Annotated in this window: 19 protein-coding genes, 1 rRNA gene and 1 riboswitch; of the genes, 2 read left to right on the plus strand and 18 right to left on the minus strand. The window is 51.8% G+C overall.

Annotation, left to right across the window (positions count from 1 at the left end; all coding sequences use genetic code 11):
* Positions 1–26: 26 nt before the first annotated feature.
* The 6 genes from yabG to ACH6EH_RS17885 all read right to left on the minus strand — a co-directional run bounded on the left by yabG (position 27) and on the right by ACH6EH_RS17885 (position 6,642).
* Positions 27–911, minus strand: coding sequence for a sporulation peptidase YabG (gene yabG / locus ACH6EH_RS17860; RefSeq protein WP_208204537.1), 885 nt, complete (start codon positions 909–911; stop codon positions 27–29).
* A 112-nt stretch (positions 912–1,023) separates the two neighbouring features.
* On the minus strand, positions 1,024–1,911 hold the full coding sequence (gene rsmA / locus ACH6EH_RS17865) for a 16S rRNA (adenine(1518)-N(6)/adenine(1519)-N(6))-dimethyltransferase RsmA (protein ID WP_397333288.1): 888 nt from the start codon (positions 1,909–1,911) through the stop codon (positions 1,024–1,026).
* The gene (gene rnmV / locus ACH6EH_RS17870; protein ID WP_138223917.1) at positions 1,911–2,459 is read right to left on the minus strand and encodes a ribonuclease M5; all 549 of its coding nucleotides are present in this window, start codon (positions 2,457–2,459) and stop codon (positions 1,911–1,913) included. The genes rsmA and rnmV overlap by 1 nt, the downstream gene beginning before the upstream one ends.
* A 103-nt stretch (positions 2,460–2,562) precedes the next feature.
* Complete coding sequence (locus ACH6EH_RS17875) at positions 2,563–3,792, minus strand: ubiquitin-like domain-containing protein (RefSeq protein WP_397333289.1); 1,230 nt, start codon at positions 3,790–3,792, stop codon at positions 2,563–2,565.
* Between the two features lie 276 nt (positions 3,793–4,068).
* Positions 4,069–4,287: riboswitch (cyclic di-AMP (ydaO/yuaA leader) on the minus strand.
* Positions 4,288–4,493: 206 nt separating this feature from the next.
* Positions 4,494–5,258 carry a TatD family hydrolase gene (locus tag ACH6EH_RS17880; protein ID WP_138223915.1) on the minus strand — a complete coding sequence of 255 codons (765 nt, stop codon included), beginning with the start codon at positions 5,256–5,258 and terminating at the stop codon, positions 4,494–4,496.
* Between the two features lie 100 nt (positions 5,259–5,358).
* Positions 5,359–6,642, minus strand: a complete 1,284-nt coding sequence (locus ACH6EH_RS17885) for an HD domain-containing protein (protein WP_397333290.1) — start codon at positions 6,640–6,642, stop codon at positions 5,359–5,361.
* A gap of 328 nt (positions 6,643–6,970) precedes the next feature.
* Here ACH6EH_RS17885 and ACH6EH_RS17890 point away from each other — a divergent pair, with 328 nt between their 5' ends.
* Positions 6,971–7,225 (plus strand): AbrB/MazE/SpoVT family DNA-binding domain-containing protein, encoded by a 255-nt coding sequence (locus tag ACH6EH_RS17890; protein ID WP_138223913.1) that lies wholly within the window; start codon positions 6,971–6,973, stop codon positions 7,223–7,225.
* Positions 7,226–7,425: 200 nt separating this feature from the next.
* On the opposite strand, the gene rsmI is transcribed toward ACH6EH_RS17890, so the two are convergent.
* The 10 genes from rsmI to ACH6EH_RS17940 form a co-directional block, all read right to left on the minus strand.
* Positions 7,426–8,313, minus strand: a complete 888-nt coding sequence (gene rsmI / locus ACH6EH_RS17895; protein ID WP_138223912.1) for a 16S rRNA (cytidine(1402)-2'-O)-methyltransferase — start codon at positions 8,311–8,313, stop codon at positions 7,426–7,428.
* Complete coding sequence (locus tag ACH6EH_RS17900; protein ID WP_138223911.1) at positions 8,310–9,068, minus strand: tRNA1(Val) (adenine(37)-N6)-methyltransferase; 759 nt, start codon at positions 9,066–9,068, stop codon at positions 8,310–8,312. Before ACH6EH_RS17900 ends, rsmI begins: the two co-directional genes overlap by 4 nt.
* A 164-nt stretch (positions 9,069–9,232) precedes the next feature.
* Positions 9,233–9,604 carry a DNA replication initiation control protein YabA gene (yabA, locus tag ACH6EH_RS17905; RefSeq protein ID WP_138223910.1) on the minus strand — a complete coding sequence of 124 codons (372 nt, stop codon included), beginning with the start codon at positions 9,602–9,604 and terminating at the stop codon, positions 9,233–9,235.
* Positions 9,605–9,635: 31 nt separating this feature from the next.
* Positions 9,636–10,436 (minus strand): PSP1 domain-containing protein, encoded by an 801-nt coding sequence (locus tag ACH6EH_RS17910; RefSeq protein WP_138223909.1) that lies wholly within the window; start codon positions 10,434–10,436, stop codon positions 9,636–9,638.
* A 57-nt stretch (positions 10,437–10,493) separates the two neighbouring features.
* Entirely contained in the window at positions 10,494–11,477 is a 984-nt protein-coding gene (holB, locus tag ACH6EH_RS17915) for a DNA polymerase III subunit delta' (protein WP_208204532.1), read from the minus strand.
* Between the two features lie 56 nt (positions 11,478–11,533).
* The gene (locus tag ACH6EH_RS17920) at positions 11,534–11,977 is read right to left on the minus strand and encodes a YaaR family protein (RefSeq protein WP_138223907.1); all 444 of its coding nucleotides are present in this window, start codon (positions 11,975–11,977) and stop codon (positions 11,534–11,536) included.
* 227 nt (positions 11,978–12,204) lie between these two features.
* Complete coding sequence (locus ACH6EH_RS17925) at positions 12,205–12,534, minus strand: cyclic-di-AMP receptor (protein WP_138223906.1); 330 nt, start codon at positions 12,532–12,534, stop codon at positions 12,205–12,207.
* Between the two features lie 68 nt (positions 12,535–12,602).
* Positions 12,603–13,244, minus strand: coding sequence for a dTMP kinase (gene tmk / locus ACH6EH_RS17930; protein ID WP_397333291.1), 642 nt, complete (start codon positions 13,242–13,244; stop codon positions 12,603–12,605).
* Positions 13,241–15,049, minus strand: coding sequence for an aminotransferase class I/II-fold pyridoxal phosphate-dependent enzyme (locus ACH6EH_RS17935; protein ID WP_397333295.1), 1,809 nt, complete (start codon positions 15,047–15,049; stop codon positions 13,241–13,243). The genes tmk and ACH6EH_RS17935 overlap by 4 nt, the downstream gene beginning before the upstream one ends.
* A gap of 118 nt (positions 15,050–15,167) precedes the next feature.
* Positions 15,168–15,347 carry a sigma factor G inhibitor Gin gene (locus ACH6EH_RS17940; protein WP_397333292.1) on the minus strand — a complete coding sequence of 60 codons (180 nt, stop codon included), beginning with the start codon at positions 15,345–15,347 and terminating at the stop codon, positions 15,168–15,170.
* 227 nt (positions 15,348–15,574) lie between these two features.
* On the opposite strand from ACH6EH_RS17940, the gene ACH6EH_RS17945 reads away from it, so the two are divergent.
* A complete protein-coding gene (locus tag ACH6EH_RS17945; RefSeq protein WP_397333293.1) occupies positions 15,575–16,099 on the plus strand; it encodes a hypothetical protein in 525 nt (174 codons plus the stop codon).
* A 36-nt stretch (positions 16,100–16,135) separates the two neighbouring features.
* Here ACH6EH_RS17945 and ACH6EH_RS17950 read toward each other — a convergent pair whose 3' ends face one another.
* Together ACH6EH_RS17950 and rrf are read right to left on the minus strand one after the other, a co-directional pair.
* Complete coding sequence (locus tag ACH6EH_RS17950) at positions 16,136–16,558, minus strand: hypothetical protein (protein ID WP_138223901.1); 423 nt, start codon at positions 16,556–16,558, stop codon at positions 16,136–16,138.
* Between the two features lie 275 nt (positions 16,559–16,833).
* Positions 16,834–16,950, minus strand: a 5S ribosomal RNA gene (rrf, locus tag ACH6EH_RS17955).
* Between the last annotated feature and the right edge of the window lie 4 nt (positions 16,951–16,954).

Genomic DNA, 16,954 nt, shown 5'->3' on the forward strand with positions numbered 1-16,954 from the left:
GGTGACAGATGGACAGAGGTGACTGACTAGCTGATCGACGGCGTTACTTTGAGCGTGGACAGATCCTGCAGCCGGGGTGAACCGATCCGGTGGCTGCCCCGGGTCTCAATGCCGCCCAGCCCCTGCGTGCCGCTAATGGTGTTATGCAGCACATCATTCATATTCATCGTTTCCCGAACCGACGTATAAGCGGCCTTGCAGGCGACATAGACGGGATCCAGGGCATGGATCAGCACCCGACCTGGCGAGCTGGCAAAATTGGCTCCGGTTTGCAGCATCGCCTCGAAATGCGACTGACAGGCGCCGGCAATGACGATCAGCGCATCCAGATTGCGCTCATACTGGCGCGCTGTTTCAATCGCCCGCACGAAATGGTGCGAATTTTTGTAGCTGTCCAGGCTGTACAAATCATAAGGCTGAGGGCGCTTTAACACCCCGTCATGGCCGGTAATGACGACGATATCAGGACGCACTCGCGGCAGCAGCCGATGCAGCGCATCAGCCATCGACGATTCATGCACATAATGCCCTTCCGCCGGGACTCTGAGCTGCTGATATAAAGCGAGGCTTTTTTTTAAATACATAGGGTCTCCATCCAGATGCAGCACTCTGCCCGGAACATCAAAATACCCCTTATCGCTGCTCGATCCCCATTCATCCCGTAATCCGTCTAGCCGCCGTGCACAATCCAGCTTCAGCCGGGTCAAGGACTCCTTCGCTTTAATTTGAGCCTGCTTGGTGCGCTCGCTGACCGCAGGCCGCGCAGCAGGCACCAGATCGCTCAGGGGTGCATCCGCCAGCAGCCGGAAATCTGTTCCCTTGATCACCGCTGCGTTGGGACGTACCGACTCGATCCGGAACGTCACATCCCCGCCATACGACCTGCGGACGACCAGGTCTCCTAAATTCATTTCAGCATCCCCCCTGACTTCATCCTATGGGCGCAGGCCGGGAAAGGTTCGCGCCAAGCACAAATAAACCGGGGAGCATCTCCCCGGTTTATTTGCAGCGTCTTGCAGGTATTTAAGAAAGCCCAATCCCGGCTTCCAGCAGCACATCACTCAGCCGTGCATACTCCTCCATACTTAGCGTCTCTCCGCGGCGGGTCGGCTCAATCCCGGCCTCCTGCAGCAGACCTTCCAGCTGCTCCCGCCCATCCTTCGGGAAATATTTGCTCTTCAGATTGTTCGCAATCGTCTTTCTGCGCTGGGCGAAGGAGGCCTGGATCACCTCGAAAAAGTGCTGCTCATTCTTCACCGCAACAGCAGGCTGATCCCGAACCTGAAGCCGGATGACCGCCGACTCTACGTTCGGCTGCGGAATAAAGACGGTGTGCGGCACCGTGCAGACCAGCCGCGGCTCTGCATAATACTGCACCGCAATGCTCAAGCTGCCATAATCCTTACTGCCCGGGGAGGCCGCCATGCGCTGCGCAACCTCCTTCTGGATCATGACCACAATATTCTCCAAGGGGAGCTTCTCCTCCAGCAGCTTCATCATAATCGGGGTCGTCACATAATACGGAAGGTTGGCAACGACGCTCACCTTGGATACCCCGTCAAAGCGCCTTGCAAACAGCTCCTTCAGATTGACCTTGAGCACGTCGCCATGCTCCACAGACACGTTGGGATACGGCTCCAGCACCTCCTGCAGGATGGGGATCAAGCGCTGGTCAATCTCCACTGCGGTGACCGTACCGGCCTGCTGAGCGAGCTTCTCGGTCAGTGCACCGATGCCCGGGCCGATTTCCAAAGCTCCCTTCTCCTTGGTCAGATCAGCAGCCTTCACGATATTGTGCAAAATATTCTGGTCAATCAGGAAATTCTGGCCGAGGCTTTTCTTAAATGAAAAACCGTGCCGGGCAATGATCTCCTTCGTTCGTTTCGGTGTTGATATATCTTCAGTTCCCATTAATGCTTCCCTCCGTCTTCAAGCGTAGCAGCCGCTGCCTGAAATTCCTCCGGTGTAATTTGAAACATAGCAAGCCGCTTCAGCAGCTGCTTGCCATTGCAATAGCCGATACCAAGCTGATTGCCGATCTGCATGCGTCTTGCCGCCGCATCTGGATGCAGCAGCAGCCCCGCCTCAATAACCTCCTCCATGGAGATCAGGCTGTCCGCTTTATCGAACGCTGTATGCACGCGTGAGAGGGCATGCCGGATCGCCTCAACAGATGCATTCTCGACACCGATATCGCCCTTGCGGGTCGCATCAGCCTCCGGAATAAACGCGTGCTTGCAGCCCGGCACCTTGGCATCAATGATTTTGCGAATCCGCTCTCCCGCATGGTCGGGGTCTGTCAGAATAATGACACCTCGCCGCTCCTGCGCAAGCTTCACCTTGGCAATGACTGCTCGGTTTACCGCAGAGCCTCCCGTCTCTATCGTATCGGCCTCTACAGCACGCTTCACCGCGACCGTATCATCCCGGCCCTCCACCACAATAACTTCCTTAATCATGCTTCATTCGTCCTTCCAAAAAAAAGAAGAGGATCATATCCTCTTCTTAGCATCTCATTATATTACATAAATAGTAGCCTATTTCTCATGGAAAAGTAAAACATTAGTTCGATTCCGGCTTGACGGGTCCAATGACATACACGGTATGCCCGTTCTTGCGTCCGAAGTTCAGTGCTGCACGCAGCGAGTCGTAATACACGTCAATCTTGTTGCCCTTGATCGCACCGCCTGTATCTTCGGCACGGCGGAAGCCAATGCCCTCAATATAAACCCACCAGCCAATCGGAATGACGTTAGGATCTACAGCGATGGTGCGGCCTTCCGTAACACGCGTACCGGAAGCGGTCTTCGTACCGATGCCCGGCTGCTCCGAGGAGTACGCCGTCATGGATACATTGTTCAGCACTTTCTTATATTCAAAATCAATACCGGCTTTAGAAACGACGTTGTTCTGCTTACTCTCTGAGCTTGAGCTCGACTGAACGGCGGCCTTTGGCTGAACGGCAGGCGTCTTCGCCGAGGTCTTAGTCGTCGTCTTGGCTACAGTCGTTGGCTTTACAGCCTGAACGACCGGCTCTTCCTTCACCGGCTCCGGCGGCTTCTTCGTGCCGACCGCGATCACTTTATCCATCGTCTTGCGTTCGACTTCCTTGGACACCACTTGTTTGGAAACCAGCTGTCCATCTTCATACACCTTCTCAATATGGTGAATGATCAGTCCCTGCTCTCCCGCTTGAACCACCCGGTTATCGCCCTTCAGAAGCGAAGGGTCTGACGTCTTGATGACCCGGTATTCGCGGACCTCTTCTTCTTGTACCTGCTGCTTACTTACGCGAATAACGCGAATGTCGGAAGCCTCGGACAGCTTGCTGTCCAGTGCAGGAGTTACTTTATCTTCATCCTGGACGGTAATGCCGGCTTTGTTCAGCACGTTCTGTACAGTGTCCTGGGTTGTAAATACCGTTTGCGTATTGCCGTCTGCGGTAACTGTAATAGGAACCGCACGCTGAATGACGATCCGGTCTCCATCCTGAAGACTTCCGTTTAGCGGCATGGATATTTCATCCTGCGGCTTCAGCGAGATCGAATGCTCTTCCAGCACATTTTGCAGCATGGCCTCATTCGTTTCCACCGTGGTCACCCGTCCATCGACCACCAGGTGAATTTCTTTGCCCGACTGGTTGTGTATAATCAGCAGTACGAGCAGCGTAATGGTGATGGTGCCAAAGGCCGCCAGCATCAGTTGACGCAGAAAATCATGCTTCCATCGTAATGCGTATGACATGCTGGATGATTGTGAATCATGGGTCTGTTCTGGTTGTAAAACGCCCACTGCTTCATCCTCCTTCATAGCCCCGCCCTCTAGATCATGCATGAGTGTATATGACGCGACTATAGCAAATTTGTCTCACAGAGTGCCCCGCTATAGATGTGCACCCTGCGTTACGCCCCGTCTGTTCGTGCATGTGTTCTGCCACCCCCCTTGTGTATCCCAGGGTATGATGGCGCTCTCTCCAATATTCTGAATATAAAAAAAGCCCGAAAAAGAGTATTAGAGACTCTTCTCGTGGCTTTTCCAGCTGTAGTCTTGGAAAGGATGCACGACCGTTGCCTCTCTTATTTACGCTTACGGGGTTAGCTGTCGGGTTCGGACGTAAGAGAGACGCCCTATCTCGAGTCAACCGCTCATGGCGGCTGCCCTCAAATTCACCCCAAAGACCCGAATTGAAATCAAATACAGTGCTCACAGCCCTTATGTATGGTTGCTCGTTGACCCTGTATCGGTTCCCCCGTTCTCCATGATCTGGAGATTAAGCGAGACGGTTTGTAAATGAATATGCTGCTGGTGTCAAACCAGCGCTTCATAAGTACTGAAAAGATGATACTCTCTTTACATGCAGGTTGTAAAGCAACGTTCAACCACATTTTTTCTGATAAATAGTTAAATTATTGTAATAATCGGACCGTTTTTGATGATAAAATCTTAATTCATCGCAAATACTCGCTTTTTCACCGCTTTTGCTCCCGATTTCATCAAATCCCAAATCGTTCCAGACCATTTCGGGTTGTAATTTCACTAATTTCTTCCAGAGACAACCCCTTCAATGCAGCGGCTTGCTCTGCCACATACTTCACGTAAGAGGACTCATTTCTTTTTCCCCGGAACGGGTGCGGTGTCAAATATGGCGCATCGGTTTCCAGTAAAAGGCGGTCCAGCGGCACCTGTGTCAGCACCTCTTTAGGCTGTTTGGCATTTTTGAACGTAATGGGTCCGCCGAAGGAAATATGAAAGCCCATATGCAGGCACTGCTTGGCCGTTTCCCAGCTGCCGGAGAAGGAGTGCATGACGCCGCCCACCTCCGACGCTTTTTCCTCCTTCAGAATTCGCAGGACATCCTCATGCGCATCCCGATTATGAATCACGATGGGCAGATTCAGCTCCTTCGCCAGCTGAATCTGCTGCCGGAACACCTTATGCTGTATCTCTTTGGGAGACGTGTCCCAATGGTAGTCCAGTCCAATTTCGCCAATGGCTACAACCTTCCGGTGAGCGGTCAGAGAGGCAATCCACTCCAGGTCCTCCTCCTTCATCGCAATGGCGTCTACCGGATGCCAGCCTACGGCTGCATATATAAAATCATATTTTTCAGCGAGCTGCATCGTCGTCGGGATGGTCTCACGATTGAAGCCAATGTTGATCATACGCGTAATTCCCTGGTCTACTGCCCGTTGAATGACGGCTTCACGGTCCTCATCAAAGGCTGCAGAATCCAAATGGGTATGAGTGTCGAATAACATAACGTGTAAAGCTCCCTTCCTGTCGAAAATAAATCAGCTTGACCTTTGTATCCATCATTCCAGCTCGATCTGGACATGAGCAGCCACAGGTTCCTGTGCACTACCGTGCAAGCAGACTGGTGACGTCAGCGGGCAATGTGTCCCACACCGTTCTCAGCTTGTCCTCCGGGTAGTATAGATGGGAGCGTCCGCGGTGAATGCCGCTGATGGAGCGCACAATGTCTGATACCTCGGAGATTTCCCGCAGCTGATCAAACCGGTCCAGTAGTAAAATCTGCTTATGGCTTGCTATAGAGCCTGAAGGAAATTCATCATAGGGCAGATCGGTCGGAAAATCAACCTCCAGGTCATATTCCGGATTCAATCCCGCTTCCTGAAAGGCCTGGCGAAGCTCGTCGATCGTCTCTTTGTCGATATGATCGATTTCTACATATTTATACAATCGGCGGTGCATAAAGCGGCAGCAAAGATCCCGGAGCAGGTCGTCCTTTTCATAGGTCCATTGCAGAAAAGCGGTCTGTATAAGCGCTTCATCAAGGCGCAAATACTGATTGACATCAGGATTGCCCTCAAACAAAGCCGGCAGCGGCTCTACCATGAATTGAAAAGGATATCGATCCCGGAACAGCTCCTTCGCCCGGCGGAATATTTGCCGTAATATAATTTCGGAGCTTCTCGTCACAGGATGAAAATAGACCTGCCAGTACATCTGGTAACGTGACATCAAATAATCCTCGACCGCATGCATGCCGGACTGCTTAACCACCACCCGATCCTTATAGGGCCGAAGCAGCCTGAGAATCCGATCGGAATCAATCGTGCCATAGTTAACACCCGTATAGTACGCATCCCGAAGCAAATAATCCATGCGATCTGCATCCAACGGGCTCGTGACCAGATTACTAACAATGGGCTTGTCATAGCTCTTCTGAATGACAGCAGCGACCTTGCGAGGGAAATCCGGATCATGGCTGGTCAGCACCTCATTGACACATGTATCCTCTGTCAGGATTCTGCAGGTCCAATCCTCATGATTCATATGAAAGGCTTCTTCTATAGAATGTGAAAAAGGACCATGGCCCAAATCATGCAGGAGCGCAGCACACAAGGCAACCAGCCGCTCTTCTTTTGGCCAATCCGGATAGCTGCCCCGTTCAAATTGAGAAATAATCTTTCTCGTAATTTCATAGACACCCAAGGAGTGCGAGAATCGGCTATGCTCCGCCCCGTGAAAGGTCAGAAAGGAGGTGCCTAGCTGCCGAATCCGGCGCAGCCGCTGAAACTCCGGCGTGTTGATCAGCCGCCAAATCAAATCGTCCTGGACATGAATATAGTTATGAACGGGGTCCTTGAATACCTTCTCTTCCGAAATGGAACGTCTCATGCATATCCTCTCCTTCTCAAGATCAATGTGATGGACTGAATGGTGAGCTTTCACTACTTTTGACGCATATTGTAGAATAATGTCGAATTACGTAAAATGGCGACTTCCAAATCGACAAATCTGAAGATTCCCTTAAAAATAACAGGTTTTTGAACTTTTTGTGATCATATAAAGCTTTTTCTCACTATAATTTTGTTAATAGGTGTGATATTCTCAAATAAACAGGTTGACTGTTTTGGGAATCGTTGGTACTATAAATAACATAAAAGATAGAACTATGTCGAAAAATGACTTTTTTAAATTATAGCGAGAGGGGCATGAATCAGTTATGATGAAATCAACAGGTATTGTAAGAAAGGTAGACGAGCTAGGACGGGTAGTTATTCCGATTGAGCTTCGCCGTACGCTGGGCATTGGTGAGAAGGACGCATTGGAGATCTATGTAGACGGCGAGCGCATTATGCTGAAGAAATACGAGCCAGCCTGCATTTTCTGTGGCAATGCCGAGAACGTAACCTACTTCAAGGGCAAGATCGTCTGCCATGAGTGTGTATCTGAAATTCCGTCACCGGTAGCCAACTAATTTCTATTTGAGATACAATCCATAGAATAAGTCATGCTGCTTGCATTAATTCTAACCTTTATATATCTCCTTTATGGCCTTCCAGCGCTTATGGCGCCGGAGGGTTCTTTTTTGTGTGCTCACGCCCGATACAGCAGCTTTGCGAAGCGCTCGGTGTTCCCGAACGCTTCAACTCCTGCCGCTTTCCATCAATATAAAGGCTATAGCAGCGCATTATAAATGTCCCGCTTGGACACTCCCCGGTCGGATGCGACTTTCTTCATGGCATCCTTCCGGCTCAGACCAGTCTCTTCGTAATGCGCCACATGATCTTCTATAGACATGCTCTGCCACCAGGAGTCCCGCTCCTTCTGCTCCTCTTCTTGGCTGCCTCCCTCCAGAACCACGCAGTATTCTCCGATCGGTGGATGCTCCTCCAGCCACTCCATGCACTCCTGGAGCGTGCCGCGGGTAAATTCCTCATACCGCTTCGTCAGCTCCCGGGCCAGGACCGCTCGGCGATGACCGAGCGCTTCCTGCATGAAGGAGAGCGTCTTCTTGATCCGGTGAGGAGACTCATAGAACAGCAGTGAGCCTGCAGATGCCGGAAGAGACTGGAGCAGAGCCACCGCATCCTTCTTCTCTCGGGGGAGAAAACCGATGAACGTGAACCGCTCCGTTGAGAGCCCCGAGGCAATCAGCGCAGAAAGGGCCGCGTTAGCTCCGGGAACCGGAATGACGGGAATACCTTCTGCTATAGCGAGCCGAACCAGATCGCTTCCGGGGTCGGAAATGGCCGGCAGGCCGGCATCGCTGACGATGGCTGCATTTTTTCCTTCTATTATATACCTGATAATTTCAGGACCGCTCGCCCCTTTATTATGCTCGTGATAGCTAAACAGCTGCTTCGGCTGAATGTCAAAATGCGTCAGCAGCTTGCGGGTCTGCCGCGTATCCTCGGCTGCGATAATATCGCATTCTGAAAGGGTACGCACGGCGCGGTATGTCATATCCTCCAGATTGCCAATCGGTGTGGCAACCAGATATAGCGCGCCAGGGCCGCCTTCGGAGGCTGGCGACTGAAAGCTGCTCTGGGAGCTGATGCTCATGAGGTTTCCTCTTTTCCGTAATAGATTTCCAGCAACTCCGGACAGTACACACCCTGTTCATCATAAACAAGGAGCGGCGGCTGCAGCCGGACCTCTGGCTTTCCGTCCCGGAGACATTCGATCAGGACCATATTGGCCTCCACACCTGCTCGGGGATGGACGAACCGGATGATCTTGGGCTCCAGCCGGTATTGATGCAGCAGCACCATAATTTCTGCAAGCCGGTGAGGCTTGTGCACCATAGCCAGCTTTCCGCCGGAGCGCAGCAGCCGGGATGCGGCCTGAATGACCTCTTCCAGCGTACAGTGGATTTCATGGCGGGCAATCGCCTGATGCTCATTCAGCTTTCTATCACTGCCGTTAAGCGGCATATAGGGCGGGTTCACGGTAATATAGTCATATACGCCGTGGCCTGTTTCCAGGTAGAGCTCCCGAAGATCTCCTTCCCGCATGCTTACGCGTTCCTCCAGCCCATTCAAGGCAATGCTTCGGCGCGCCATGTCAGCAAGCCGTGGCTGAATTTCAATGCCCTCCAGGCTTGCTTCTGTGGCCGTGGACAGCAGGAGCGGAATGACGCCATTCCCGCTGCATAGATCCAGCAGCCTTCCCCGCCGCGGAACCCGGGCAAAGCGGGCCAGCAGCACGGCATCCATGGAGAAGCTGAATACCTCATCGCTCTGTATAATGCCCATATTATGGGTTAGCAAATCATCCACACGTTCAGATGGCTGTAGCTGTATCGGTTTCTTGATCATGATGAACATCCATTCCTTCTATAATTAAACTTTACACCTCCGATGCTTACAGGAGGCCTCCTCTTGGATTACAAAAAAAGCCGTAGGCATCTGTACCCTCCTACGGCTTGTTGGATCTCTTGTATATAGTAATAACGGTTATACTCTACGGCTGACATTAGCTGTCACTTGTTCAGGAACGACAGACAGAATAGACAATCGCCTTCGGTCCGCAAATGTCCGTAATAGACATTGCAAATGTGAAAGCCCTCATGATACAAGCGGGCCAGATTATCATATCCCTCTCCAACCATATCCTCCGCGCCTGCCTGCACAGCAGCCCGGGATTTGGATGTCGAGGAAGCGGAGGCTGCAGGGTCTGCCGGCTGAACCTCTCTCTTCAGCACCTTGCGGAGCTGTTCATTTTCCAGGCCGAGACGATGGTTATCCTCCAGCAGCTCCTTGATGATCTGCTTCAGCTCACCCAGTTCACTGTTCATATGCCCCAGCTGGGACTCCATCTCTTGAATGCGCGTAAAAATGTTGTTCTTCTCCAAGATTACACCCCGAAAGTAACCATTCTATAGTCTACTTGATGACCACGTCATCCAGCGGAAGCTCCTTAACCTTGCCAATCTCGAACAGCTGTACATGTACGGTTCGTTTATCTGCGTTCACGCCGACAACCTTCCCGTCTCCGAGCGAGGTTACGACAAGCTTGCCCACAGAAGGCAGCTCTTCCTTGCTGCTTTCATAGTTATCATGCTCAAACTTCAAGCAGCACATTAATCTTCCGCAAAGACCGGAAATCTTCGTCGGGTTCAGCGACAAGCTCTGATCCTTGGCCATCTTGATCGATACGGGCTCGAAATCACCCAGCCAAGAGGAGCAGCAAAGCACTCGTCCGCAAGGTCCCAGACCGCCCAGCATCTTCGCCTCGTCACGTACGCCAATCTGGCGAAGCTCAATTCGAGTGCGGAAAATGCCTGCCAAATCCTTCACCAGCTCCCGGAAGTCTACGCGCCCTTCAGCTGTAAAGTAAAAAATAATCTTGTTGCGGTCAAAGGTGAATTCCACATCCACCAGCTTCATCTTCAGTCCGTGATCCCGGATTTTATTTAAACAGGTCGTGAAGGCATCCTTCGCCGCCAGCTTGTTCTCATCGACCACCTTAGCATCGTTGTCGCCGGCGATGCGGATCACTTTCTTCAGAGGAAGCACCACATCACATTCCTGAACCTCTTTCTTGCCAATCACTACATGTCCGTATTCAATCCCCCGAGCAGTTTCTACAATGACACATTGTTCCTTCTCTACGGGAAGATCCAGCGGATCAAAATAATATACCTTGCCCGCTTTCTTAAAGCGGACACCCACTACGCTGTACAAAAAATTAACCCCCTTGTTAGCCTTGCCTATTGGCCCTTACGGGTGTATGGGGTAATCTCACGCCGGAGCTTCGCCCATCCCCAATAACAATTGCTCGAGACAGAGCTGTCCGTTGACGTTGTAGCGTAATTTCTTCTGACACTCTGCGGCCAAATCCATGCAGGAGACCCATTGTGATGTGCTACGGGCTGAAGCATGACCGGTGATGAACTCAGCCTGATCTATAAAAACGAGGCAATCCTGCCTGCCGTACTGGACATTGATCATGTCTTTAAACCATAAATGAAACAGGCTGAAGAGCATGTCCAAATGCTCCGAGAGTCCGGTTCTGAACACCTTCTGGCTTGCTGTGATCATAGCCATGCCGGAGCGGTTCACAGACTCCTTCCCTAATTGTAACATTACGTTTCTAATTTCTGCAAACCAATTCTCATTTAAAATTGCTCTGCACCCCTCTAATCCGGAGGCCAGATGAACGGCGCACCGGACAAGGGCTGCAGGATATTCCTCAGCAATCAGCACCTGTTCCATCATCGCGGAATCCAGCGCCCTGAAAGGGACCTTCTGCACCCGGGATTGAATCGTAGGCAGCAGCGCCTGTCCATTCTCGGCGATCAAAATGGCCACGGCAGGCAGCTGCGGCTCTTCCAGAAATTTCAGCAGGCTGTTGGCGGCTTGAACCGTCATTTTGTCAGCATGCTCGATAATATAAACCTTGGGATGATTCTTCTGCGAGCGGTATGAAAAAATCCGCTGAAGCTCGCGGATTTGGTCAATCTTTATGCTGGCGCCATCCGGCGAGATCATCGTCAGATCCGGATGGTTGCCATGATCGACCTTCCGGCACTCCAGGCACTTGCCGCAGGCATCATCACTCTCCTCTGTACAAAAGAGCGCCTTCGCAAACATCACGGCCATCTCCAGCTGTCCCGCACCCGTGGGCCCGCTGAACAAATAAGCGTGACTGATGGCCTTGCGCCGCATGGCATTTTGAAGCAGCTGCTTGGCAGCCTCCTGCCCCAATATATCGTTAAAAGACATAAGTCCTCTCACTTTCCCATTCATCTACTGCCAACCCTTTATGGATGGCATGCATGCTAAAAAGCTAAATTAATAAGCATTCCGCGGATTTCTCCGATCTTGCTCAACAGCTCAATCTTGCCCTGCTCACTCTCCAGCAGCTCGTCTGCCATCGCCAGCAGCAGGGAATCAATCTCATCAATTACGTTGTAACGCTTGCTTCTTCCCCGACGGTCCCACCCGCGGGTTTCCTTCATCTTTACGCCCCGGCGGACGGTTTCTTCCAGAAATCGCTTCACCATGAATCGGTAGGCCTTTAATTCGCGGATCGTCATGACTCTCGCCAGGCGCTCGCCCTGCATTGCAATTTCCCGCATCTGCCGGCTTAATTCCTCATTCGTAGCCTTTTCTCCCTGCTGGTACATAATATCCGAGAAGGATTTCTGCTGCACCGGCTTGGCATTATTGTCCGCAGTGGTCAGCTCGCTTTTTAGAGGTCGAAAGCCTGGATTGATTTTCATGCCATCACCGCCTTTTAGGGTATCATTTCTTATATTTACAGGAGACTTGCTTTCATTAGCTACCGTTGTCGGGTGTAATCCGCCCAGCTTCATCATCTCATCATCAGCTGCCGAGTATATTGAATGAGAACAAGAAAGCCGCGTGCGGTTCTCATGCAAGCCTTCCGATTGAAGCATTCCCTCTTTATACTCGGCAGCGGGCTGTTCGTCGAGACATCAGGTGCAGATTAGAAATGCTCAAACCGCTCAACAGGAAGCACGAACACAGTAGCTCCGCCCACCTGCACCTCGACAGGAAGCGGCAGATACGAATCGGTCGTCCCGCTCATCGGGGTTACCGGCGTAACCAGCTGCTCACGTACCTTACAGCTATTGCGAATGACGTTCATCACGCTTTCTACCTGCGTATCATCGACCCCGATCATAAACGTCGTATTGCCCGCTTTCAGAAAGCCTCCGGTACTGGCCAGCTTCGTTGCCCGGAAATTTGCTTTAACCAGACCGGCCGACAGACGGTTGCTGTCCTTATCCTGTACAATCGCCACGATCAATTTCATATGCCATGTCCCTCCTTATTAATATCGGCATGTTTAGAAGCCGTATGTTTATTATTTGACAAAGCTGATCAAAAACCCTTTAATACTGTGCTTTCCAGTGCTCGTATGAGCTCTTTTTCAACGAGGGCCGGCGGCCTGGATGCATCAATAATCCGGATTCGTTCCGGATCTCTCTGCGCCACCTGTCGATACCCTTCCCTCACCTTGCGGTGAAATTCAAGGCTTTCCATATCCAGGCGGTTGTACTCACGCTCCTCATTGGCTGCAATGCGCGACAGTCCGGTCTCCGGGTCCAGATCGAGCAGCAGTGTCAGATCCGGCATACGGTCTTCAATAGCAAACTGGTTCAGTCTCCATACCTCTTCCATCCCGATCCCTCGCCCAAGGCCTTGATATACCAGACTGCTATCTACGAAGCGATCACATAGTACGGTCAGACCGTTGGCTAAGGCTGGCTCTACCTTCTGGACGAGATGCTGCCTTCTGGCGGCTGCATACAACAGTGCCTCGGTCCGGGCATCCATCTCTGTATGGCTGGGATCCAGGATGAGTGATCGTATCTTCTCCGCAATCTCGATGCCTCCGGGCTCTCTGGTGATTAAATAAGGAATGGAATGGTTTTGAAAATAAGCTGCTAAACGGCCAACCATCGTTGTTTTTCCGGAGCCCTCACCTCCCTCAATCGTAATAAACATGGGTTTGCGGTTCATGACGTAACCTGCTTTCCTGAAGTATTTCGCACTAGGATGGTGCGCAGTGCCGGATCCGCCGCACCTTGGCATTTCGCTCCTAGATCTCTTAACCGGACAAGCCGCTTCGCCTGCTTCGGGGTAATACGCTCCCCCGCATACAGCAGCGGAATGCCTGGCGGGTATGGGATGATCGTCTCTCCGGCAATCTCTCCAGCACACTGCTCCGGCGGCAGGGCTGTCAGTTCCTTCGGATCCAATGTGCCCAGATGAAATGCCACCGGCTCACTATAGCTTTGAGCTTCAAAAATGTTCCACGTGGAAACATTGTGAGTCGCCGGGTGCTTAAGTTGAGGTGAGGAGTCAGCCGAGCTGATCTGATCAGGCTCCTCATTGGAGTCTAGCCGTTGCAGCTCCTGCGGCGACTGCACCAGAGGTGAGGGCGCAGACGAACTGAGCTGATCGGGCTCCTCATTGGAGTCTAGCCGTTGCAGCTCCTGCGGCGACTGCACCGGAGGTGAGGAGTCAGCCGGGCTGAGCTGATCGGGCTCCTCATTGGAGTCTGCTGGCTGTTCGCCCAGGTCTTCCTCCACCATATGCTGCAGAGCCTGTAAGAGGTGCTTGGCATCCTCCTCCGTGGAGCCAAGCGTAAAGAGCAGAACGACGTGATGCTCGTCGCTCATCTCCGGCACACAGCCGCGCTCCTCTAGCGCGCGCTGAAGTGCAAAGCCGCTCAGGGCCCCCGTGCGGTCATATATGACCGCTTTGAAGGGGTCCTGATGCGTGTACGCCGCCGGCCCAGCTTGCTGCGGCGGCGGGTCTTGTCCGCCGGCCGGGCTTGCGGCGGCGGGGCTGCGGGGCTGCGGCGGCTGCAGCAGCCCCAGGCGCGGCAGCTGTGCGAGGCCGCGCTTGAAGGTGTTCACGGCGGCGAGCCCCGCCGTGAAAGCACTTGGGCCCTGCGCATGGATCAGGCGCCGGGCCAGATCGAGCGAGCCCATTACCGGATAGGATGGGCTCGAGCTTTGCACCATGGCGAGGCGCTGGCGCAGCAGGGCGCGGTCCAACCGCGGTCCCTGCACGTGCAGCATGGCGCCCATCGTCATGGCGGCAAGCATTTTGTGCGTCGACTGCACAACGACATCTGCTCCGCATGACAAGGCGTGCCGGGGCAGATCAGGATGCTGGCCATAATGTGCGCCATGTGCTTCATCCACCAGCAAAGGGATCCCCGCCGCATGACAAAGCTCACTCCACGCCGTCAGATCCGTACCCATACCATAATAATTAGGCATCGTCAGAAGCACACCCTTGGCCTTTGGGTAGGCAGACAGCGCAGCACTCCCTGCTGCCAGCGACGGGGCAATAGCCAGACCGCTCCCTGCATCCACCTCCGGATCCAGAAAAACAGCCTGTGCTCCTGCGAGCATCAGTCCGTTCAGCACTGACTTGTGTACATTGCGCTGAACCAGAATCAAATCCCCAGGCTGCGCGCATACCGTCAGAATCATCGCCAGATTACCGGCCGTACTTCCCCCCACCAGAAAAAAACTCTCCTCCGCCCCAAAACAATCCGCAGCCAGTCGTTGTGCTTCCAAAATAACACCGTCCGGCTGATGCAAATCATCGGTTCCCGTAATCTCTGTCACATCGACAGAAAGGACATCCATCAACAGATCAGCCCCGGGCACCCCCATATAGGCCTTTCCGTTCTTATGTCCCGGCACATGAAACGAGGTTCTTCCCTTCTGGCGGTAATTCTGCAAAGCCTCCCATAAGGGGGCACTTTCTTTATTTCGTAGTTGAGCATCCCTGTACTCTATCGACATCGTCATAATCCTTCCAAGCCTGGTTTAACTACCTCTATTCTAACGTAAAATGCTTCTCACGCCTATGCCTCATGAAGACTGGATGGTTACACTCAATAAAAAAAGGCCCCCTAAGGCCTCAATGTGTTACAGCAATTTGCTTTAAACGATGAATAAAGTACTGATACTTCGCATCCTCTGCGTTCGTATGCACGATTTCGGACTCACAATCTTCACAGACGAACTGGGAAACAATCGTGATCCCCTCCTGCTTGATCTGGCTGCATACGATGCACATTTGTCCCGCCATCTCTTCCATGAGCCAACCCACCTCCATTGATTTACTATTAGTATGACAGGTTTTCTAGTATTTTAAACCTTTTCATAGGTTGTGATTTCCATTTATGCCCTTTTCAACATATACTATGTGTAGTGCCTGACGAAAGGTGTCTGTACCTACAAATCTTCACAAAATTTCATTGCCAGCCGATAAAACAAGTACATACTCTTTTCTATCGAAGCTACTAAAGGAGGGCCGTGAGCACGATGGCCGATCAATCTCATCAGAAAGCGACTTTTTATCAATACCGACTGCTCAAAAAAATCACATTGCCCCGCTGGATGTGGACTACCTACCTTCTCCTTCCCTGTGCTGCAGTCGCTTCCCAAATGGTCATCCTCTCCTGGGACAGCTTTATTTTCTTTCTCCTGTCAGGCATGCTCATTTTTTGGATACAATTTGTCATTGGCAGATCCGTTCTGCATTTGACAGGGTCCCTCTCCTCGCGTAAATGGCGGTTTAGCCTCCAAGCACCCTGGATCGGTTATATGCCTGAGCAGCATGTCAGCAGCTTCCGATTTATCAAGGTACAATGGCATACGGGCTGGATGGGGTGCGTTCTCATCGCATTGATGGCATTCTGGTCTCCGCTCTCATTTACAATCTCAGCATACTTTTGGCATCTCTGGCTGGTAGGACCGCGCTATTATGCCTGGTACCGGTTAACGCGGCAGTATAAGGACGGCATGCTGAAGTTCGGACCGGATGATGTATCCTACTATTCTCAATAAACGATTAAAAAGACCTTTATCCATGTGGATAAAGGTCTATTTCTTACTTTCCAGCCCTTGCAACTCTTTCTTAACAGGTGCCGGTATCGTAATTATCAATGAATCGTCGTGTACCGTGAGGTGGACGATATTTTTTCCTTTTTCAAAAATAATCGGTGATGTGCCTTCCTGATCTTCTTTCTCCTGCCAGCCCCATGATTTAATTTCTTCAAGATAAGGCTCGGGAAGACTTTCATCTTCCTTCAGGCCTGGCAGAACATATCTTACATAATCAAGCTCCCCCGTGCCCTTGGCCTGCTCCGTTCGATTGGCTTCTTTAGGCACCGGAAACGACTTCACATTCGCGGCTCCATCAAAAGATTCCCATGTAGGTTTGTCCGAAATACTGCACCCAGACCCCATCAGCAAAATTGCTCCTGCGCAAATCCCCCCTGCAAGACGCATCCTGCTGTTCCGCATGAAATAACCTCCTTCCCAGCCGCATCCACATGTATTACCGGACTTCCCATGTTGATCTTGAATGTTGAGTGGTGGATAGGCTGTAATCCTAGACCGTTTAACCTATACATTACATATATCTGAATGTACGGAAATGACGTATGACCTGTTTTATACTATTCCTATTATACTGATTTCCCATAAGATTCGGTAACAAAATCTTCATCTGTTTCTGCCAGCACGGATGAAACAGACAAAATAAAAACCACCGTCGATGTCATCGACGATGGTTCTTCGCTTGGCGGCGTCCTACTCTCCCGGGACCCTGCGGTCCAAGTACCATCGGCGCTGGAAGGCTTAACGGTCGTGTTCGGGATGGGTACGCGTGGAACCCTTCCGCCATCACCACCAAACGTG

Source organism: Paenibacillus sp. JSM ZJ436 (assembly GCF_044383795.1).
Lineage (GTDB): Bacteria > Bacillota > Bacilli > Paenibacillales > Paenibacillaceae > Paenibacillus_AQ > Paenibacillus_AQ algicola.